Here is an 18,672-nt window from a genome sequence, read left to right as displayed (position 1 = left end):
GATTTGCCCGGGCGGCCGTGCGCTCCGCCCCAATGCTCACGGACTGCGCCTGTGGTTTCATTGGCTGCGCCCGGGAGTTCATTGGCTGCGCCCGGCTTGCCCGGCCACGCGGATCGCCTCTTCGGCGGCGCGGAACAGGGCCTTCGATTTGTTGACGCATTCCATCAGCTCCGACTTCGGATCGGAATCATAGACCACGCCGGCGCCGGCCTGCACCGCCATTTTACCGTCCTTGACGATGGCGGTGCGCAACACGATGCAGGTGTCCATGTCGCCATTGGCGCTGAAATAGCCGATGCAGCCGCCGAACGGCCCGCGCCGCTCCAGCTCCAGTTCGTCGATGATCTCCATGGCGCGCACCTTGGGCGCGCCCGAGAGCGTGCCGGCCGGGAAGCCGGCGACCAGCGCGTCCAGCGCGTCGAAGCGCGGGTCCTGCTCGCCCTCCACATTGGAGACGATGTGCTGCACGTGGCTGTAGTGCTCCAGCACGAAGCTCTCCGTCACCTTCACCGTGCCGGTCTTCGACACCCGGCCGACGTCATTGCGGCCGAGGTCGAGCAGCATCAGATGCTCGGAGCGCTCCTTGGGATCGGCCAGCAACTCCTCGCCGAGGCGCCGGTCTTCCTCCGGCGTCGCGCCGCGCGGGCGGGTGCCGGCGAGGGGCCGGATGGTGACCTTGCCCTCGCGCGACCGCACCAGGATTTCCGGGCTGGAGCAAACCAGCTGGAAACCGCCGAAATCGAGGAAGCTGAGATAAGGCGAGGGATTGATGCGGCGCAGCGCCCGGTACAGCGACAGCGGCGGCAGGGTGAACGGCGCCTCGAAGCGCTGGCCCAGCACCACCTGGAAGATGTCGCCGGCCCGCACGTAGTCGCGGGCCTTCTCCACCATGGCGATGAAGGCGTCCGGCGGCGTGTTGGACACGGCCTCCGGCTCCGGCATCTCCGTCACGTCGGTCTGGTCGGCAACCGGCAGCGGCGCGCTCAACGCCGCAACGGCTGCTTCCAGCCGCTCCTGGGCGCCGGCGAGGGCGGCGCTGGCGGAGACGCCCGCCTGCGGACGCACCGGCGTCACCAGGATCAGTTCATCCTTCAGCGAGTCGAACACCGCCATCACCGTGGGGCGCACCATGATCGCTTCCGGAACGCCGAGGGCGTCCGGATTAATGTTCGGCAGGCGCTCCATCTGGCGCACCATGTCGTAACCCAGATAGCCGAATACGCCGGCGGCCATCGGCGGCAAGCCCGCCGGCAGGTCGATGGCGCTCTCGTTGACCAGGGCGCGCAAGCTGTCCAGCGGTCCCGCGGCTTCGTCGACGAAGGCCTCCGGATCGCGCGCCGCCTGGCGGTTGATCTGGGCCTTGCCGTTAACGCAGCGCCAGATGAGGTCCGGCGCGACGGCGATCATCGAATAGCGTCCGCGCACCGACAGGTCCTGCACGGTTTCCAGCAGGAAGCTCGGGCCGGCGGCCTGCGACAGGCGGATATAGGCGCCGAGCGGCGTCTCCAGGTCCGCCAGGAAGCGGACGGCGAGGGTGAAGGGCCGGCCTGCGGCGTACAGCGCGGCGGCGGCTTCAGGCGTGGGTTCGAATTGCATCGTTCAGCTTACTGCTGGGCGGAACCGATCGCATTGCGAAGGTTCTGCTGATTAATGCTGACCCCAAAACGGTTCTGCAGAATGCGCACGTAGCTGCTCAGCAGATCGTCGGTGAGAGCGAGATTCATCTGCTCCGCCAGTTGGGGATTGATGGCGCTGGCCGAGAAGGGCGGCAGGGTGGCCGAGGTCACCTGGAAGATGATCCGCTGGCCAGGCTTGCTCGCCGACCCCGCCTTGCCGGCCGGAACGGAGAAGATCTGCCGCACCGCGTCGACGTCCAGATCACCGGCGGCCTGGCCGCGGCGCAGGTCGCTGGCGGTCCTGACCGGCAGGCCTGAAGCCGCCTGCAGCGTCGCGCCTTCGTTGACCTTCCTGACGATCTCGTCGGCGCGCGCCGTGAGCTTCGCGTTCACCTGGTCCTCACGCCAGAGCTTCTCCACGCTGGCCCGGGCCTCCTCGAGCGTGCGGTCCCGCGCCGCTTCGACATTGGTGACCTCGTACCAGACGTAGCCGCCATCGACGCCCAGCGCTTCGTTGTCGGCGCCGACGTCGGTGTTGAAGGCGTCGCGCAGCAGTTCCTGGGCGCCGGGCAGGGCGAGCAGAACGCTTGACGGCGTCCCCTGCCTGTCCTTGCCCTGATTGTCGACGCCATCCACCTTGACCACGGTCAGGCCGGCGTCGCGGGCGATCTCGGCGAGGGGGCGGGCGTTGATGCGCTGGTCCTCGATCCTGTCGTGCAGCGCCGAGATCTCTTTCCTGGCCCTTGCGGCGGCCAGTTCGGTCCGGATGGAGCCGGCGACCTCGGCCAGCGGCTTGATCGTCGCCGGCGTCACCGACGCGGCCCGCACCACCACGACGCCGAATTTGCCCTTCACCGGATCGCTGACGGCGCCGGAAGCCAGGGCGAAGGCCGCGTCGCGCACGGCGGGATCGATCATCTGGGCGCGGGTCACCTCGCCGAGATCCAGATCCTTCTCCGGCACGCCGCGCTCCTTCGCGACGGCCTCGAACGGCTTGCCGGCCCTGATCGACTCCACGGCGGCCTTCGCCGTTGCTTCGTCGGGGAAGGACATCTGCTGCAGGCGACGGCGCTCCGGCGAGCCCCAGGCGCTCTCCTTCGTTTCCTCGTAGTGCGCCTTGATCTCGGCGTCGGTAATGGCGGCGGCGAGGTTTTTCGCCTTGACGAGGCCGGCCGGCGTCAGCGCCACGGCGTTGAACGTGCGGAACTCCGGCGCGCGGAACGAGGCCTTGCGGCTTTCGAAGAAGCTTTTCAGCGCCTCGTCCGACGGCGCGGCGATCTCGCCAACCGAAGCGGCGGGAAGCGCGACCCAGGACGCGGCGCGACGCTCGGCGTTGACGCGGAAGACCGCCTGATTCATCGCGGCGGGGGTCCGGATGCCGCCAGCCAGGCCTTCGGGGATCTGCCGGCGCACCAGCGTATTGCGCTGCTCAGCAAGGTAAGCGGCTTCCGAGAAGCCGTTGTTGCGCAGCGCCTCGGCGAAACGGGCGCGGTCGAACTGGCCGTTGACGCCGCGGAAGTTTGGATCGGCGGCGATCGTTTCGACGACAAAGGCGTCAGTGACACCCAGATTCATGTCGCGGGCTTCCTGATCCATGGCCGCTTCGGTCACCAGGCGGCCGAGCACGATGGCGTCCAGCCCCATCTCGCGGCCCTGCGCCGGGGTGATCACCGTGCGGTACTGCTGGGAAAGGCGCTGCAACTCGTTCTGCCAGGCGGTGCGCAACTGTTCCATGGTGATCTCGGTCTTGCCGACCATCGCCACGGTGTTGCGCGAGCCGCCGCGCACCATGTCGCCAATGCCCCAGATGGCGAAGGAAACGATCAGCAGTCCGAAAAGAACAAAGAGAACGACCTTGCCAAGCAGGCCCTTGCTCGCGTTGCGCATTCCCTGAAGCATGTGATCAATCGACCTTCCTGGAGCGTCCCGGCGGGAGCGGGCCGCACGGGCCTGCCTGCCGGGGTGAATGATGGGCCGGCCGCCCGGCTGCGCTGGCCCGGCCGCCTGAACGGGCTGCTTGGCAAGTCAATGCTGACTTGTATTGAACACGCTGACATAGAGCACGGTCGGGCCTGCGTCCATGGTCCGCGCGCGTGAGACAGGGCCCTGGAGGGCCAGATATCGCAATATATAGCCGCGTGGCTCTCCATCGGCGCTCCATTGCGGGGTTGCGGCGGCTCTGCTAGAGCCGGCCACAGGAACTGGAGCCCCGGGTTGGGCGTGGCGGCGGCCGCGCCAGATTCGCGGGGCGGCGGCTGCGCTTCCGGACTGGCGTCCGGCGCGCGGAGCGCCAATGACGCAAACGGGGAGCACGATGGCCGGTCACAAGCGCCGTCCGCTGATCGCGGGCAACTGGAAGATGAATGGTCTGAAGATCGCCGGCGCCCGCACGCTCGGCCAGGTGATCGAGGGCTATGACGCCGCCCTGCGCGCCAGGGCTGACCTGCTCGTCTGCCCGCCGGCGCCGTTGCTGTACGCCTTCGCCGCCGCATCGATCGGCAGCGGCGTCGCCATCGGCGCCCAGACCTGCCATCCGGCGGTTTCCGGGGCCTGCACTGGCGAAATCTCTGCGGAGATGCTGGCAGACGCCGGCGCGAGCGCTGTCATCGTCGGCCATTCCGAGCGTCGCGCCTATAATGGCGAAACCGACGCCGACGTGCGCGCCCGCGCCGAAGCCGCCCGCCGCGCTGGTCTGACCCCGATCGTCTGTGTTGGCGAGACCCGCGAGGAGCGGGACGCTGGCCGGGCGCTGGACGTGGTTGGCGCGCAACTGGCCGGTTCGGTCCCCGACGGCGAGGGAGCCCTGATCGTCGCCTATGAGCCAGTGTGGGCCATCGGCACCGGCCTGACCCCGACTGTCGCCGACGTGGCTGAAGTGCACGCCTTCATGCGCGCTGAACTGCGCAAGCGCTTTGGCGCGGCGTTCGCCGATGACGTTCGCCTCCTGTACGGCGGCTCGGTGAAGCCCTCCAACGCCGCCGAGTTGATGGCGGTTGAGGACGTGGACGGCGCCCTGGTGGGCGGCGCCAGCCTTGTCGCGGCGGATTTCCTGGCGATCGCCGCCGGTTGCTGATTCCGGCGTAAAGGCATCTTTGCCGGCAGGATGGGCGCCGCCGCACAGGCGCGGCGTGCGTCCCGCCAGCGCGGGAGATTTGGCTCCGGGAAGCCGATTCGACTGTCCTGCTCTCCTGTTGGCGGCGCGAATCTGGCGGCAGATGCGTTTGCGTCGCGCTGTTTTCCGCCAGGCGGGACCGGCTGCGCCGCGCTCTTCGCGTTTTGCCGCACGCTTTGCTCTTGGGAGCGGGGCGTGCTAAACGCGCAAGTCGCTTTGGGGGCTGGCTCCCGAAACCGCTTTCCAGTTCACATCGAGATGGGCCGGGCGCCGGCCATTGGGCATAGTTCATGCAAACGGTTCTCATCGTCGTTCATCTGCTCATCGTGCTGGCGCTGGTTGGCGTTGTGCTGCTCCAGCGTTCTGAAGGCGGCGGGCTGGGCATGGGCGGCGGCAGCGGCGTTTCCGGCTTCATGACCGGCCGCGGTCAGGCCAACGCCCTGACGCGCGCCACGGCGATTCTCGCCGCGCTGTTTTTCGCCACCAGCCTGGCGCTGACCGTGCTGGCCAGCATGTCGCGCGGCGGCGGCTCGATCATCGATCGCAACCTGCCGTCCCGGACGGCGCCGGCGACGCCGGGCGCCCCGGCCGCGCCTGCCGGCGGCGGTGTTCTCGACCAGCTAAAGCAGATGCAGAACCAGGCTCCGGCCGCGCCTGCGGCGCCGGCTGCCCCTCAGGTTCCCACGCAGCAGTAAGTCAGGTGGCGCGGCCGGCCTCCGGACGGCTGCTTGCGACCACGGGCGTCACGCCACACATGAGCGTTTTCCGGGTTCAGCCATGAAGCCGTGAAAACGCTCTGATCGTTTGATTTGATGCAATTCCGCGCGCAAGGTGGCGTCCACGTTTGCGAGGGTTGCTCCAGCATGGACCCGCCGCGTCAGCGGCGGGGCATTTTTTTGTGATGACTGAACAAAATTTATCCGGAGCTCTCGCCAACCGCCCCGATTCAGCGTATCCAGCGGGTCCCATGACGCGGTACGTATTCATCACCGGCGGCGTGGTCTCCTCCCTGGGCAAGGGCCTCGCATCAGCCGCTCTCGGAGCCCTCCTGCAGGCGCGCGGCTACAAGGTCCGCCTGCGCAAGCTCGACCCCTATCTCAACGTCGATCCGGGCACCATGAGCCCGTATCAGCACGGCGAGGTGTTCGTCACCGACGACGGCGCCGAGACCGATCTCGACCTGGGGCACTACGAGCGCTTCACGGGCATGCCGTGCAGCCGCAACGACAACATCACCACCGGCCGTATTTACTCGGACATCATCGCCCGTGAGCGGCGCGGCGACTATCTGGGCGCGACCGTGCAGGTGATTCCGCACGTGACCAACGCCATCAAGGAATTCGTGCTCAGCGGCAACGATGGCTACGACTTCGTGCTGATGGAGATTGGCGGCACCGTCGGCGACATCGAAAGTCTGCCGTTCCTGGAGGCCATCCGCCAGCTCGGCCAGGAACTGGAGCGCGATCAGGCCATCTACATGCACCTGACGCTGCTGCCGTACATCCCGTCCGCTGGCGAACTGAAAACCAAGCCGACGCAGCATTCGGTGGCCGAGCTGCGCTCCATCGGCGTCCAGCCCAACCTGCTGTTGTGCCGCACTGACCGGCCGATTCCCCGCGAAGAGCGCCGCAAGCTGTCGCTGTTCTGCAATGTGCGCGAGACGGCGGTGATCGAGGCGCGCGACGTCTCCTCCATCTATGACGTGCCGCTGTCCTATCACGCAGAGGGGCTGGACGGCGAAGTGCTGGCCGCGTTCGGCATCAAGGACGCGCCTGAGCCGGATCTCAGCCGCTGGCAGGAAATCTCCGACCGGGTGAAAAGTCCGGAAGGCGAGGTGACCATCGCCATTGTCGGCAAGTACACCGGCATGAAGGACGCCTACAAATCGCTGATCGAGGCCCTGACGCATGGCGGCATCGCCAACCGGGTGAAGGTCAATATCGACTGGATCGAGAGCGAGGTGTTCGAGCGCGAGGACCCGGCGCCGTTCCTGGAGCATGTGCACGGCATCCTGGTGCCCGGCGGCTTTGGCCAGCGCGGCGCCGAGGGCAAGATTCGCGCCGCCCGCTTCGCCCGCGAGCGCAAGGTGCCGTATCTCGGCATCTGCTTCGGCATGCAGATGGCGGTGATCGAGGCCTGCCGCGCCCTTGCCGGCGTTGACGCGGCCAGCTCCACCGAGTTTGGTCCCACGGACGAGCCGGTGGTCGGCCTGCTGACCGAGTGGCTGAGCGGCAATGAGCTGGTGCGGCGCACCGCCGAGGGCGACCTGGGCGGCACCATGCGTCTCGGCGCTTACCGTTCGGTGCTGTCGCCGGATACGAAGATCGCCCGGATCTATGGCCAGACCGAGATTTCCGAGCGTCATCGCCACCGCTACGAAGTCAACATGGACTACCGTGAGCGCCTTGAGGCCGCTGGCATGCGCTTCTCCGGCGTATCGCCGGACGGCGTGCTGCCGGAAACGATCGAGCATATGGATCATCCATGGTTCATCGGCGTGCAGTACCATCCCGAGTACAAGTCGCGTCCGCTGGAGCCGCACCCATTGTTCGGCAGCTTCGTTGAGGCGGCGATCGCGCAGAGCCGGCTGGTCTGAGGCCCGCGGTCCTGGATCAGCGCCTCTGGACCAACGCCTCCGAGGCACGGCGGCCGCGGTTCGGCGCGGGTAATCGCGCAGGCTCGGGCTATTGAGAATTGAAAAGAGCAACGCCCCGGCTTACGGGGCGTTGCCGTTCATGGCGGGTTCTTGCGGCCGCTGGTGCGCTTTCCGGCAGGAGGGAAGCGCCAGGTCGATCAGAATTTGCACACAGCAGGGAAGCCTGGAGCGCTTTCCGGTCCAGTTGGATCACAAAACGCTCCAGGTCCGCCCCATACCGGACAGAAGGACAGGCGAGCGATGACCAGCCAGGCCCCAGTCACAGCCAATCCCGTCGTCACCGTGGGCGCGGGCGCCCGCAAGCCGGTGCGTTTCGGCAACGATCTGCCGCTCGCCCTGATCGCCGGCCCCTGCCAGATGGAAAGCCGCGACCACGCCATGGAAGTGGCGTCGGAATTGGTCGCCATCACCGACCGCCTGGGCATTGGCCTGGTCTTCAAGACCTCATTCGACAAGGCCAACCGGACCTCCGCTTCCGCCGCGCGCGGCATGGGGCTGGACGCGGCGCTGCCGGTATTCGCCGAGATCCGCGAAAAGCTGGGCGTGCCAGTGCTGACCGACGTGCACGACGCCGGCCAGTGCGCGCCGGTGGCCGAGGTCGTCGACGTGCTGCAGATTCCGGCCTTCCTGTGCCGGCAGACCGATCTGCTGCTGGCCGCCGCTGCTACCGGGCGCGTCGTCAACGTCAAGAAAGGCCAGTTTCTCGCCCCCTGGGACATGAAGAACGTGGTCGCCAAGCTGACCAGCGCTGGCAACCCCGACGTGCTGGTCACCGAGCGCGGCGCCAGCTTCGGCTACAACACCCTGGTTTCCGATATGCGCGCCCTGCCAATCATGGCGGAGACCACTGGCGCGCCAGTGATCTTCGACGCCACCCATTCGGTGCAACAGCCCGGTGGGCAGGGAACCTCATCCGGGGGCGAGCGGCGCTTCGTGCCGGTGCTCGCCCGCGCCGCCGTGGCGGTGGGCGTGGCTGGCGTGTTCATCGAAACCCATCCCGATCCGGATCGCGCTCCGTCGGACGGCCCCAACATGGCGCCCCTGTCGCAGATGGAGCCTCTGGTGCGCGAACTGATGGCGTTCGACGCCATCGCCAAACGGCGCGGCGGTTGATCCGGCGCCAATAGCGTTTTCCGGCAAGACGGTGGTCGCCTTGCGCCAGGCAATGCGCGCCGACGCATGACATCAGCGGCTGCGCAAAACCCCGTTCCGGCGCGAACCGGTCTCGCGCCCCGGCGCCGGCCCGCGCCTGCGCATCATGCCCACCCATGTTGCGGGCGCCCACGCCCCGGCCAGTTCGCCCCACCATGTCGGTCAGACGAGCGCCCGGGCATTGCTGACGCGCCATCGTCGTGGACGGCCGGAACAGGCCGGCCATGACGGGACGTATGGTTGCGCGGCGGCAGGGCTTTGATCGGACAGAGCGCCCCTCTTCGGCGCCAGCGCCGGCGCCCATTTGCTCCAGGCTCTGACATTGCATGAGGCCAGGCTCTTTGCCGGGCGCCAGATCCTTGCCGAAGCGTCAAGCCCTTCGCGTGGTGCAATGCGGTCCCGCCGGCGGGGAATTGGTCTCCAGCTCACCCAGCCAGTAAACATCGGGACAGCGCACGGACGCTCGGGCGGCCTTGCGCCAGCCCGCGCCCGCAAGGCGCGGCGGAACAATGACGCGCGCTGAAAAACGCGCGGACAAGAAGAACAGGGCGCCGCCAGGCGTCAGGGAAGGAAAACCATGCGTCAGCCCGTGGCTGAGCCTTCGCTTGCCCGGCTTCAGGTCTGGCTGGCTGTCTCCTGTTTCACCGCCAGCCTGTTCGTGCGCGCCGTTGATCCGCTGGTGCCGGTGATCGCCCGCGATCTCAACGTGCCGGCGGGGCAGGTGGCGCTGCTCGGCAGCGCTTTCGCCTTTCCCTTTGGTCTGATGCAGCTGGTGTGGGGGCCGGTGGGCGACCGCTTCGGTCGCAGCGGCGTCATCCGCATCTGCATGGTCATCATTTCGCTTGGTGGCGTCGCCAGCGCCCTGTGGCCGGCATGGGACTGGCAGTTCGCCATGCGCGTGGTCTGCGGCGTCGCCTCCGCCGGCATCTTCCCGGCGACCATCGCGCTGATTGGCGACCGGGTGGCGCTCGAACAACGCCAGGCGGTGCTCGCCCGCATGCTCGGCGCCACCATCAGCGGTGGCCTCGCGGGAGCCATCGGCGCCGGTTTCCTTGTTGAATGGCTCAGCTGGCGCGGCGTTTTTCTGCTGTACGGCGTGGTTTGCGCCATCACCACCGTTGCGGTCATGCGGGTATTGCCGCGCGGCGCCCGTTCAGCCACGGCGCCCGCCCATGGCGTGCTGCACGGTTTTCGCGAGGTGCTGCGCAATCGCCGCGCCTGGGTGTGCTTCAGCGCCGTGTTTTGCGAGGGTGTGTTCATCTTCGGCCTCATGCCGTTTGTCGCGGTGCTGCTGGCGGCGCGCGGCGAGAACAGCCCGGCCATCGCCGGCCTGGTGATCGCCGCCTTTCCGCTCGGCGGCATTATCTACAGCGCCTCCGCCGGCCGGTTGATGGATCTGCTGGGTAGCCAGGGCCTGATGGGCATGGGGGGCGTAGCCGCAGCCGCCGCCCTGCTGGCGACTGCGGCAGGCCTGCCCTGGCAGGGCGACTTCGCCGCCTTCATGGTGCTCGGCTTTGGCTTCTACAGCCTGCACAACTCCCTGCAGGTGCAGGCGACTGAACTGGCCCCGGCTTTTCGCGGCTCCGCCGTCGCCCTGCATGGCTCCAGTTTCATGACCGGCCAGGCGGTCGGTCCGATCTGGTGGGGGGCGGCGCTGCACCTCGCCGGGCCGGCGCTGGCCCTGGGCTTCGGCGCCGGGGTGATCGCGATTGTCGGATTGCTCTGCGGCTACCTGTTAAAAATAACCGATAAGTAATTGGTGTTGATATAATAATTTAATTGAGGCGCCTGCGGCTTTCGGGCCCCCGGTCAGGCGCTGCGGCGGCGCGCCCGCCGGAAAACGTCGCGCCGTGACGTCTGTATGCTCCCACATCATGTTCCCGACATCGCCCCGGCCTTGCAGTCGGGATCGTCAGCGACACGCCACGGAAAGATTATGATTTCGAAATGATTTCAATATCTTGTTGTTGAGTTTTCACAAACAAAATGACGCCCGGGATGGCCCCGGACGTCACGGAATGCACACGGAGCAAACGGTCACTCCGCCGAGATGATCTCGCCAAACGGGTGAAACGTCTTGCCGTCGAACTTGGTCAGCTGCATGCGGGTGATCGGCGAGAACCGCTCCGGGTTGTTCTGGATCTTGATGCCCGGCAGCAGGGTTCCAACCTCCATGTTGAGGGTGGTCGCCATCTTCATGATGTTCTTGCGGCTCAGATCGGAGCCAGCCCGCTTCAGCACGTCTTCCAGCACCTTGGCCGTGGTGTAGCCATAAACATAATTGGTGTCGGCGCGATCAGCGGAAGGCATGGCGCGATCCATGAAGGCGTGGAAATCCTTCATGCCCGGATCGTCCTTCCACTGCGGGTCGAGCGGATCCTTCACATAAGCCGTGGCGATGATGCCCACGCCGTTTTCCGGGCCGGCTGGCTTCATCACCGCCGCCACCGAGGCCGAGATCGAGGAGACGAAGTGGGTCGGTTTCCAGCCCATTTGCGCCACCTTGCGGATGGCCTGGGCGGTGTACTTGGGCACGGAGACGTTGACGAACACGTCGGCGCCCGACGCCTTCAGCTCCACCAGCTGCGAGTCGATGACCGGATCGGTCGGCTGGTAGCTCACCACCTTGATGAGTTGCTTGTCGGCGTTGGCGCCAAGGCCCTTGCGCAGGCCATGCAGATAATCCTTGCCGAAATCGTCAGCCTGGTGGAGCAAGGCGACCTTGCTGTTCGGCAGGTTCTTGGCGATGTAGCGGCCGATCACCACGCCTTCGCTGAAGTAGGATGGCTGGAAGCCCGTGGTCCACGGAAACTGCTTGGGATTGTCCCAGCCGCTGTTGCCGGAGGCGACGAACAGTTGCGGCACGCCCTTGCTGTTCAGGTATTTCTGCACGGCGAGGCCGGTGGCGGTTCCCAGCGGGTTGAAGATGAACGAGACGCCGTCCTGCTCAACCAGCTTACGGGTCTGCTCCACGGTTTTCGGCGGGGCATAGCCGTCGTCCAGGGAAATCAGCTCGACCTTGCGGCCGTTGATCCCGCCCTTGTCATTGAGTTCCTTGAGATAGGCCTGGTGCGTCTTGGCGATCACCGAATAGGCGGAGGCGCCGCCGCTGAAGGCGGTCGTCTGGCCAATCTTGATGTTGTCTTTTGTCACGCCGGGCATGTCGGCGCTCTGGGCCAACGCGACGCCGCCAAGCAGCAATGACGCGGCGACCGTCGATACCAATCTCTTCATTTCATCCCTCCCTGGAGCCCGCCAGAAAGCGTGGCCGTCCGGCCCGGATCGTCTTGCGCGATCGAGGCGCGGCGCGGGAGCGCATTCCCGATGCCCGAAGTGGAGGCGGCCTGCCGGCCGGCTTGCCGTTTCTGGCGGAAGCGGTCGTTCACGGACCGTTGATGCGAGTGTGCGCATTCCCCAAAGCCGGTGGCAAGAGGGTGATATGTTATACGAAAGACAAAACTACAGCCGATGACGTGGTATTGCGCGCCCGGCCGGCGCGCCTGGCTTCAGAAGCGGGCGCGGTAAGGCTGCACGCCCGTATCCGGCAGCCAGACGTTTTTCGGCAGGTCGCCGGTCTGCCAGAACACGTCGATCGGAATGCCGCCGCGCGGGAACCAGTAGCCGCCGATGCGCAGGAACCGCGGCTGCAGCAGGCCGGCCAGCCGCTTGCCGATGGCGACGGTGCAATCCTCGTGGAAGGCGCCGTGATTGCGGAAGGCGTGCAGGTACAGCTTGAGCGACTTCGATTCGACCAGCCACTGGTCCGGGGCGTAGTCGATCACCAGGATGGCGAAATCCGGCTGGCCGGTGACCGGGCAGATCGAGGTGAACTCCGGCGCCGTGAAGCGGGCGATATAGTCCGTATCCGGGTGCGGGTTCGGCACGCGGTCGAGCACCGCCGTCGCCGGGTCGGCGGGCGCGGCGCTCTGCTGGCCCAAATGACTGAGATGCTGGGTGAGATCGGCGTTGCTCATGGCGCCCCTATACTCCTTTTGCACGGCGCAGGGAACGGCCGCGTGAGCGCCTGAAGTCGGCGCGTGGGCGCGGTAATTTCCGCGCATGGCTATTGAAAGCCCATGTTGATGCCGTAAAAGGCCCTCAGGAACCGTCGCCAGAGCGAACCCTTTTCATGCGCGCGTCACAGGCGTTTCGTATGCCCGCGCTTTCCCGAACGTATGGAGCTTCATTCCATGACCGCCATTGTCGATATCGTCGCCCGCGAGATCCTCGACAGCCGGGGCAACCCGACCGTTGAAGTCGATGTGGTGCTGGAGGACGGCTCCACGGGCCGCGCGGCGGTTCCTTCCGGCGCTTCGACCGGCGCCCACGAAGCGGTGGAGCTGCGCGACGGCGACAAGTCCCGCTATGGCGGCAAGGGCGTGCAGAAGGCTGTCGAGGCGGTCAACACCGAGATCTACGACACCCTGGCCGGCCAGGACGCCGAGGACCAGGTGGCGATCGACGAGATCATGATCGAACTCGACGGCACGCCGAACAAGGCCCGCCTCGGCGCCAACGCCATCCTCGGCGTGTCGCTGGCGGTGGCGAAGGCAGCCGCTGAGGCGTCCGGCCTGCCGCTCTACCGCTATGTCGGCGGCCCGACCGCCCGCGTCCTGCCTGTGCCGATGATGAACATCGTCAATGGCGGCGCCCACGCCGACAACCCGATCGACTTCCAGGAATTCATGGTGATGCCGGTCGGCGCGCCGAGCCTCGCCGACGCCGTGCGCGCCGGCGCCGAGGTGTTCCACCGCCTGAAGGCCAACCTGAAGGCCGCTGGCCAGAACACCAATGTGGGCGACGAGGGCGGCTTCGCGCCGAACCTGCCGTCCGCGGAAGCTGCGCTCGACTTCGTCATGAAGGCCATCGAGGACGCCGGCTACAAGGCTGGCGACGACATGATGATCGCCCTCGATTGCGCCTCCACCGAGTTCTTCAAGGGCGGCAACTACGTCTATGAAGGCGAAGGCGTCACCCGCTCGCCGGAAGAGCAGGCGAAGTACCTGGCCAAGCTGGTCGGCGACTACCCGATCAGCTCGATCGAGGACGGCATGGCCGAGGACGACTGGGCGGGCTGGAAGCTGCTGACCGATCTGGTCGGCTCCCGTTGCCAGCTCGTCGGCGACGATCTGTTCGTCACCAATGTCGCGCGCCTGTCGGATGGCGTCCGTCAGGGCGTTGGCAACTCCATCCTGGTCAAGGTCAACCAGATCGGTTCGCTGACCGAGACCCTGGCCGCCGTCGATATGGCGCACCGCGCCGGCTACACCGCCGTGATGTCGCACCGTTCGGGCGAGACCGAGGATTCGACCATCGCCGACCTCGCCGTCGCCACCAACTGCGGCCAGATCAAGACCGGTTCGCTGGCCCGTTCCGACCGCACGGCCAAGTACAACCAGCTGATCCGCATCGAGGAGCAGCTCGGCGGCCAGGCCATCTACGCTGGCCGCAACGCCCTGAAGGCGCTGCGCGGCTAAGCGTTTCCAGCGAAGTGGGCGCCGCTTCGCGCCAGGAAAGCGCGTCAGGATAAAACGTTGGAGCGAGATTCCGTTTCAGTCTGAACGGATTTTGCTCTGGCGGGCGCGCGGCGACGTCGGCGGGCTTGGGAGCGCAGGCCCAGGCGCCTGGAACAGGAGACCGCTCAGTCCGGTCGTCTTTCCCGGCCGCTCGTCCTGGCTCACCCCGTTTGGCTCGCCCCATAAAGATCAGATCCGGCCCGACGGCGACGTCTGGCCGGATTTTTTGTGCGCGCCGCTTGATTTGTCGGGCGCGCTGCTTGCCTGGCCGGCGCTGCGTCGCGCCGCCGGTGCGGCTTTACGCGCGGACGACGCTGGGGCAGTCTCGCTACACCGGAATGACAACTGGCGTATGGCTTCGTGCGAGCGGACGATTCGTAAACGCTGCGAGTGCTGATGGTCGCGGCGACCGCATGGCGGGGCGAGGAGGGCGATATGGCGGCCACGGCGATTCCAGCAAAAGTGGGCGCCGCTTTTGCGGCCGGAATGACGCCCGATTCGAAACTCCGCCCGTCCGCGCTACGCCAGCAGGGACCGCAGCGGCGGCGCGCTCACGCCGCGCGGATTTGCCTTGGCCTGGCAAGTCTCAGCCTGGCGGCGCTGCTCGTGATGGCCGCGCCGGCAGCGCATGCGGAGGATGGCGGGCCCACCGCCAACACATCGCAATCCGTTGCTTCCCCGTCCCCCGCGACGCCATCCGGCGCGGGTGATCGCAAGCCGGAGGCGCCGGCAACGGCGCCGCCTGCAACCAGCCCCACAACCAGTCCCGCCGGCGGCGCATCTGCATCGCCTGCCCATCCGTCGCCGGAGGCCGCCGGCGCCAGGGAGGGGGCCGGCGCCACGTCGCCGGCCGGGCGCGGTCCGCTTCCCGCCGCGGCGCAAGACGCTCCAGGTTCTGTTGCTCCAGGCTCCGCGACGCCAAATCCTGCCGCGCCGGGGACCGCCGGGGCGGCTCCCGCCGCTGTGAAAGCAGAGATCTCCCCTACGGTCATCCTGGTTCATTCAGAGTTGCTGGATGCCTCCGCGTGGCGCGGCGTGATTCCGCTGTTGCAGCGCGCGGGCGTCAACGCCCTGGCGGTGCAACTGCCGCTCAACTCCATGTGGGCCGACGTCGCGGTGGTGCAGCGGGCGCTGGCCATCGTCAAGGGGCCGGTGATTCTCGTCGGACACTCGTGGGGCGGCGTCATCATCACCGAGGCGGGCGTCGACCGGAAGGTGGCGGCGCTGGTCTATGTGGCCGCCATGGCGCCCGACGTGGGCCAGTCATTCATCGACCGCCTGCGCAACGCGCCGCGCGGTCCGGGGCTGGCGAAGCTGCTGACCGATTCATCCGGCTTTGTCCGGCTTGCCGACGACGCCTTCGCCACCGACTTCGGCCAGGATCTCGACGCGGCGCAAAACAGGCTGCTCGCCGCCACCCAGGCCCCGGTTTTCGGCAAGGTGTTCGAGGAGCGCGTGAACAACGCTGCCTGGAAAAATCTGCCGGTCTGGTATGTGGTGGCCAGCAACGACCGGCTGCTGGACCCGGGCGCGCAGCAAACCGAGGCCGGACGCATCAAGGCCCGCACGGTGTCAACGCCCGCCAGCCATGCGGTGGTGCTGTCGCAGCCGGATGTGGTGGCCAGGGCCATCCTCGACGCGGTGGCGGCGGTGAAAGCCGGCGCCTCGGCCGGCCATGACGGCGCAGCCCAGCAATTGCAGCCGCTCTCGCCGCCGGTGCAGCCCGAAACGCCGAAAAAATAACGCACTGACGGCGCGACGTTCGCGGAGGCCCGCAGTGCGCGCCTGTCTGGAGCCCGCCTGACGCGCGACGCGCCGGGAAGGTCCCATGCCCCCAAAAGAAAATGCCCGCGATGAGCGCGGGCATTTTCACTTTCAGATCTCCACGGCGACGCTGCGGACCTGCGTCGTCAGCGGCTGTAGCGGATTGGCACCGACAGGGAAATCGAGCCGCCAGCGATGTGCGCCGGCGGCGCCGGCACCGGGCTGGCGCGCCGCACGGTCGATACGGCCTCGGCGTCGAGGGCGCTGTCGCCGGACGAGCGGGCCAGACGGGCGCTGGTGACGCCGCCGCTCCGGTTGATCGAGAACGACACCACCGCCGTGCCATTGTTGGACGAGGCGCCGCCAGGGAAGCGCTTGTGCCGGTTGAGGTGAGCCATCAGCGCGCCGCGCCAGCTCGACATCGCCGCGCTGTTGGCGCCCGCCGACGCGGAGGCGGCGGAAGGCGAACGCGGCCCCGGGGCGCCGGAGGGCGCGGAGGTGCGCTGCGCCGTGGCGGTGCGTTCTGCTTCAAGCGCCTTTGCCCGCGCCGCGCGCTTTTTCTCGCGCTCCAGCTCGCGTTTGCGTTCCTTCTCCCGCTCCCTTTCTCGCGCCAGCTCGATGCGCTTCTGGCGCTCGCGCTCCAGTTTGCGCTCTTTCTCGCGTTCTTTCTGCGGATCGACCCTGGGGGCGGCCGGAAGCACGACTTCGGCCTTCTGGGGAACTTCCGGCGCCTGGATTTCCTGGGGCTGCGGCTCGGGTTCAGGCTCGGGAGGCGGGGGCGGCGGCTCGTTCTGCGCCACCTCGGATTCAACTGGCTTCTCGGCCTGTTGCGCTTCCGCGACTTCGGGGCCGGGGGCCGCCTCGTTCTGGGGCGCGTTGTTGGCCGAGACCGGCAGCGGCGCCAGCTCGATCATGATCGCGGCCGGCGGATCGCCCGCCGGTTCGGCGTGCTTCCAGTTCAGCGCCATCCAGGCCCCGCCGAAATGGGCGGCGAGCACCACGGCGCCGGCGGCGCCCCAGCGGGCGAACGCCCAGCCATGCCCGGCGCCTCCCATCACTGGCCAGCTCCTGGGCTGGCGGCCGGCGCGGCCGGGGCCGGCTGCCCGGCCTGGCCGGTGTCTTCCAGGCCAACGAGGGCGATCTTCAGGTAACCGGCGCTGCGCAGCAGGTTCATCACCTTCATCAGCTCGCCATAGGCCACGCCCTGATCGGCGCGCAGGAACACCCGCTGCTCGCGGTCGCCATGGGTGCGCGCGTCAAGCGCGCCCTGCAGGCCATCGCGGGCGACGCCGTCGTCGCCAAGCGCCAGGGTGAGATCGTTCTTCACGGACAGGAACAGCGGCTTGTCCGGACGCGGCTGCTGCTGGGCGTTGGAGACCGGCAGATCGACCGGCACGTCCACTGTCGACAGCGGCGCCGCCACCATGAAGATGATGAGCAGAACCAGGATGACGTCGATGAACGGCGTCACGTTGATTTCGGAGACTTCCGCGAGGTCGTCGCCGCTTTCCTTCAGACTGACGGCCATCTGATCACTCCGCGGCGCGACGCAGCTGGGCCACGTTGGCGCTCATGTCCCGACGGTCCAGATCACGCGACAGATGCTGCAGGGCCAGGGCCGAGGCGTCGGACAGCAGCGCCCGGTAGCCGGTGATCGAACGGGAGAACACGTTGTAGATGATAACCGCCGGGATGGCCGCGACCAGACCGATGGCGGTGGCCAGCAGCGCCTCGGCGATGCCTGGGGCGACGACCGCCAGATTGGTGGTCTTGGCCACCGAGATGCCGATGAACGAATTCATGATGCCCCACACGGTGCCGAACAGGCCGACGAAGGGGGCGGTGGAGCCGATGGTGGCGAGCAGGCCGGTGCCGCGCGCCATGTTGCGGCCGGCGCGCGCCTCGATGCGCGACAGGGCGATGGCGACGCGCTCCTTGACGCCCTCGGCGGGCAGGCCAGCGGAGCGCTCTTCTTCTGATTCCGCCGCAGCGACGATTTCGCTGACAGGGCCGCCGGAGCGGATGGCGTTGTCGGCCAGCGCTTCAACCAGGCTGTCGGCCGCGTGCAGGCGCCGCACGGCGCGCAAGGCCCGGCGGCGGGCCGCCAGCAGTTCCAGCGATTTCGCCAGCCAGATGGTCCAGGTGACCAGCGAGGCGAAGGCGAGGCCGATCATCACCGCCTTCACGACCATGTCGGCCTGCATGAACATGCCCCACGGCGACAGGTCATGCGGGATGACGGCGGCAGCCGCCGGCGTTGCGACGGGCGCCGGGGCAGCGCCGGAGGGCGCGGCCTGCCGGGCTGGCGCGGCGCCTGCCGGAGCAGCGCCTGGCTGGCTGGCCGGAGACGAAACCGGCGCCGGAAATGCGGGCAGGGGCGGATGGCCCGCCGGCAGCGTCGAGGTCGGCGCGGCGTGATCCGGAGCCGGCATGACCGGTTTCGGCTGCTGCTGGGCCGGCGCGCCGGAAGGGGCGCCCCCTGGCGAAGCGGGGGCCTGCTGCGCTTGCGCCTGAGGCTGCGCTTGCGCCTGGGGCGGAGTTTGCGCCTGGGGCGGGGTTTGGGCGAGAGCGGCGGGGGCCAGCGCCTGGGCGAGCATCAGCACGGCGAGGGGCGCGGCGTAACGCTGACGGGGGCCAGGTTTGGCGTGTTCAAAGGCCTCGACGGCGCGCACGTTGCGCGAACGGGCGAAATGCTTCGAAAACGCGGACAAGTGACCAACTCCCATATTGCAACGACCGCCGGGATGCCTGGCGGAAGGCTGGCGTCTGCGGCGGGAACATGGATTCCACCGTTGCCAGCGCGCCGGCGGCCGGCGCATCAGCCAGAAGGCCCCGCAAGCAGCCAGTCCATCATTC

14 protein-coding genes are annotated in these 18,672 nt (G+C 67.8%); 7 read left to right on the top strand and 7 right to left on the bottom strand.

Translation table 11 applies throughout. The features are described 5' to 3' along the window. Window positions 1–78: 78 nt before the first annotated feature. Both trpE and IE243_RS04805 read right to left on the bottom strand, forming a co-directional pair. Window positions 79–1,596, bottom strand: coding sequence for an anthranilate synthase component I (gene trpE / locus IE243_RS04810; protein WP_191318205.1), 1,518 nt, complete (start codon window positions 1,594–1,596; stop codon window positions 79–81). Window positions 1,597–1,604: 8 nt separating this feature from the next. Continuing rightward, window positions 1,605–3,515, bottom strand: a complete 1,911-nt coding sequence (locus IE243_RS04805) for a peptidylprolyl isomerase (RefSeq protein WP_191318204.1) — start codon at window positions 3,513–3,515, stop codon at window positions 1,605–1,607. A gap of 394 nt (window positions 3,516–3,909) precedes the next feature. On the opposite strand from IE243_RS04805, the gene tpiA reads away from it, so the two are divergent. The 5 genes from tpiA to IE243_RS04780 all read left to right on the top strand — a co-directional run bounded on the left by tpiA (window position 3,910) and on the right by IE243_RS04780 (window position 10,292). Next, entirely contained in the window at window positions 3,910–4,689 is a 780-nt protein-coding gene (tpiA, locus tag IE243_RS04800) for a triose-phosphate isomerase (RefSeq protein ID WP_244642752.1), read from the top strand. Window positions 4,690–5,018: 329 nt separating this feature from the next. Continuing rightward, complete coding sequence (gene secG / locus IE243_RS04795) at window positions 5,019–5,423, top strand: preprotein translocase subunit SecG (protein WP_191318203.1); 405 nt, start codon at window positions 5,019–5,021, stop codon at window positions 5,421–5,423. 272 nt (window positions 5,424–5,695) lie between these two features. Further along, window positions 5,696–7,324 carry a CTP synthase gene (gene pyrG / locus IE243_RS04790; RefSeq protein WP_191318202.1) on the top strand — a complete coding sequence of 543 codons (1,629 nt, stop codon included), beginning with the start codon at window positions 5,696–5,698 and terminating at the stop codon, window positions 7,322–7,324. Between the two features lie 300 nt (window positions 7,325–7,624). Continuing rightward, entirely contained in the window at window positions 7,625–8,497 is an 873-nt protein-coding gene (kdsA, locus tag IE243_RS04785; RefSeq protein WP_191318201.1) for a 3-deoxy-8-phosphooctulonate synthase, read from the top strand. 616 nt (window positions 8,498–9,113) lie between these two features. Next, window positions 9,114–10,292, top strand: a complete 1,179-nt coding sequence (locus tag IE243_RS04780) for an MFS transporter (protein WP_191318200.1) — start codon at window positions 9,114–9,116, stop codon at window positions 10,290–10,292. A gap of 281 nt (window positions 10,293–10,573) precedes the next feature. Here IE243_RS04780 and IE243_RS04775 read toward each other — a convergent pair whose 3' ends face one another. Next, on the bottom strand, window positions 10,574–11,770 hold the full coding sequence (locus tag IE243_RS04775) for an ABC transporter substrate-binding protein (RefSeq protein WP_191318199.1): 1,197 nt from the start codon (window positions 11,768–11,770) through the stop codon (window positions 10,574–10,576). Between the two features lie 272 nt (window positions 11,771–12,042). Continuing rightward, a complete protein-coding gene (gene queF / locus IE243_RS04770; protein WP_191318198.1) occupies window positions 12,043–12,510 on the bottom strand; it encodes a preQ(1) synthase in 468 nt (155 codons plus the stop codon). Between the two features lie 216 nt (window positions 12,511–12,726). Between queF and eno the strand changes: the two genes are divergently transcribed. Both eno and IE243_RS04760 read left to right on the top strand, forming a co-directional pair. Next, window positions 12,727–14,013: a phosphopyruvate hydratase gene (eno, locus tag IE243_RS04765; protein ID WP_191318197.1), complete on the top strand. Its 1,287-nt coding sequence runs from the start codon at window positions 12,727–12,729 to the stop codon at window positions 14,011–14,013. Between the two features lie 474 nt (window positions 14,014–14,487). Next, a complete protein-coding gene (locus IE243_RS04760) occupies window positions 14,488–15,795 on the top strand; it encodes an alpha/beta fold hydrolase (protein WP_210319795.1) in 1,308 nt (435 codons plus the stop codon). Window positions 15,796–15,962: 167 nt separating this feature from the next. On the opposite strand, the gene tolA is transcribed toward IE243_RS04760, so the two are convergent. The 3 genes from tolA to exbB are packed head-to-tail and all read right to left on the bottom strand — an operon-like array spanning window position 15,963 to window position 18,527. Next, on the bottom strand, window positions 15,963–16,871 hold the full coding sequence (gene tolA, locus IE243_RS04755) for a cell envelope integrity protein TolA (protein WP_244642783.1): 909 nt from the start codon (window positions 16,869–16,871) through the stop codon (window positions 15,963–15,965). After that, the gene (exbD, locus tag IE243_RS04750; RefSeq protein ID WP_191318195.1) at window positions 16,871–17,344 is read right to left on the bottom strand and encodes a TonB system transport protein ExbD; all 474 of its coding nucleotides are present in this window, start codon (window positions 17,342–17,344) and stop codon (window positions 16,871–16,873) included. Before exbD ends, tolA begins: the two co-directional genes overlap by 1 nt. A 4-nt stretch (window positions 17,345–17,348) precedes the next feature. Further along, window positions 17,349–18,527 (bottom strand): tonB-system energizer ExbB, encoded by a 1,179-nt coding sequence (exbB, locus tag IE243_RS04745; RefSeq protein WP_244642749.1) that lies wholly within the window; start codon window positions 18,525–18,527, stop codon window positions 17,349–17,351. Window positions 18,528–18,672 lie beyond the last annotated feature (145 nt).

This window comes from Camelimonas fluminis (genome assembly GCF_014656355.1).
Lineage (GTDB): Bacteria > Pseudomonadota > Alphaproteobacteria > Rhizobiales > Beijerinckiaceae > Camelimonas > Camelimonas fluminis.
Note: the sequence above shows the minus strand (reverse complement) of the source record. Positions and strands in the feature narration are given on the sequence as shown.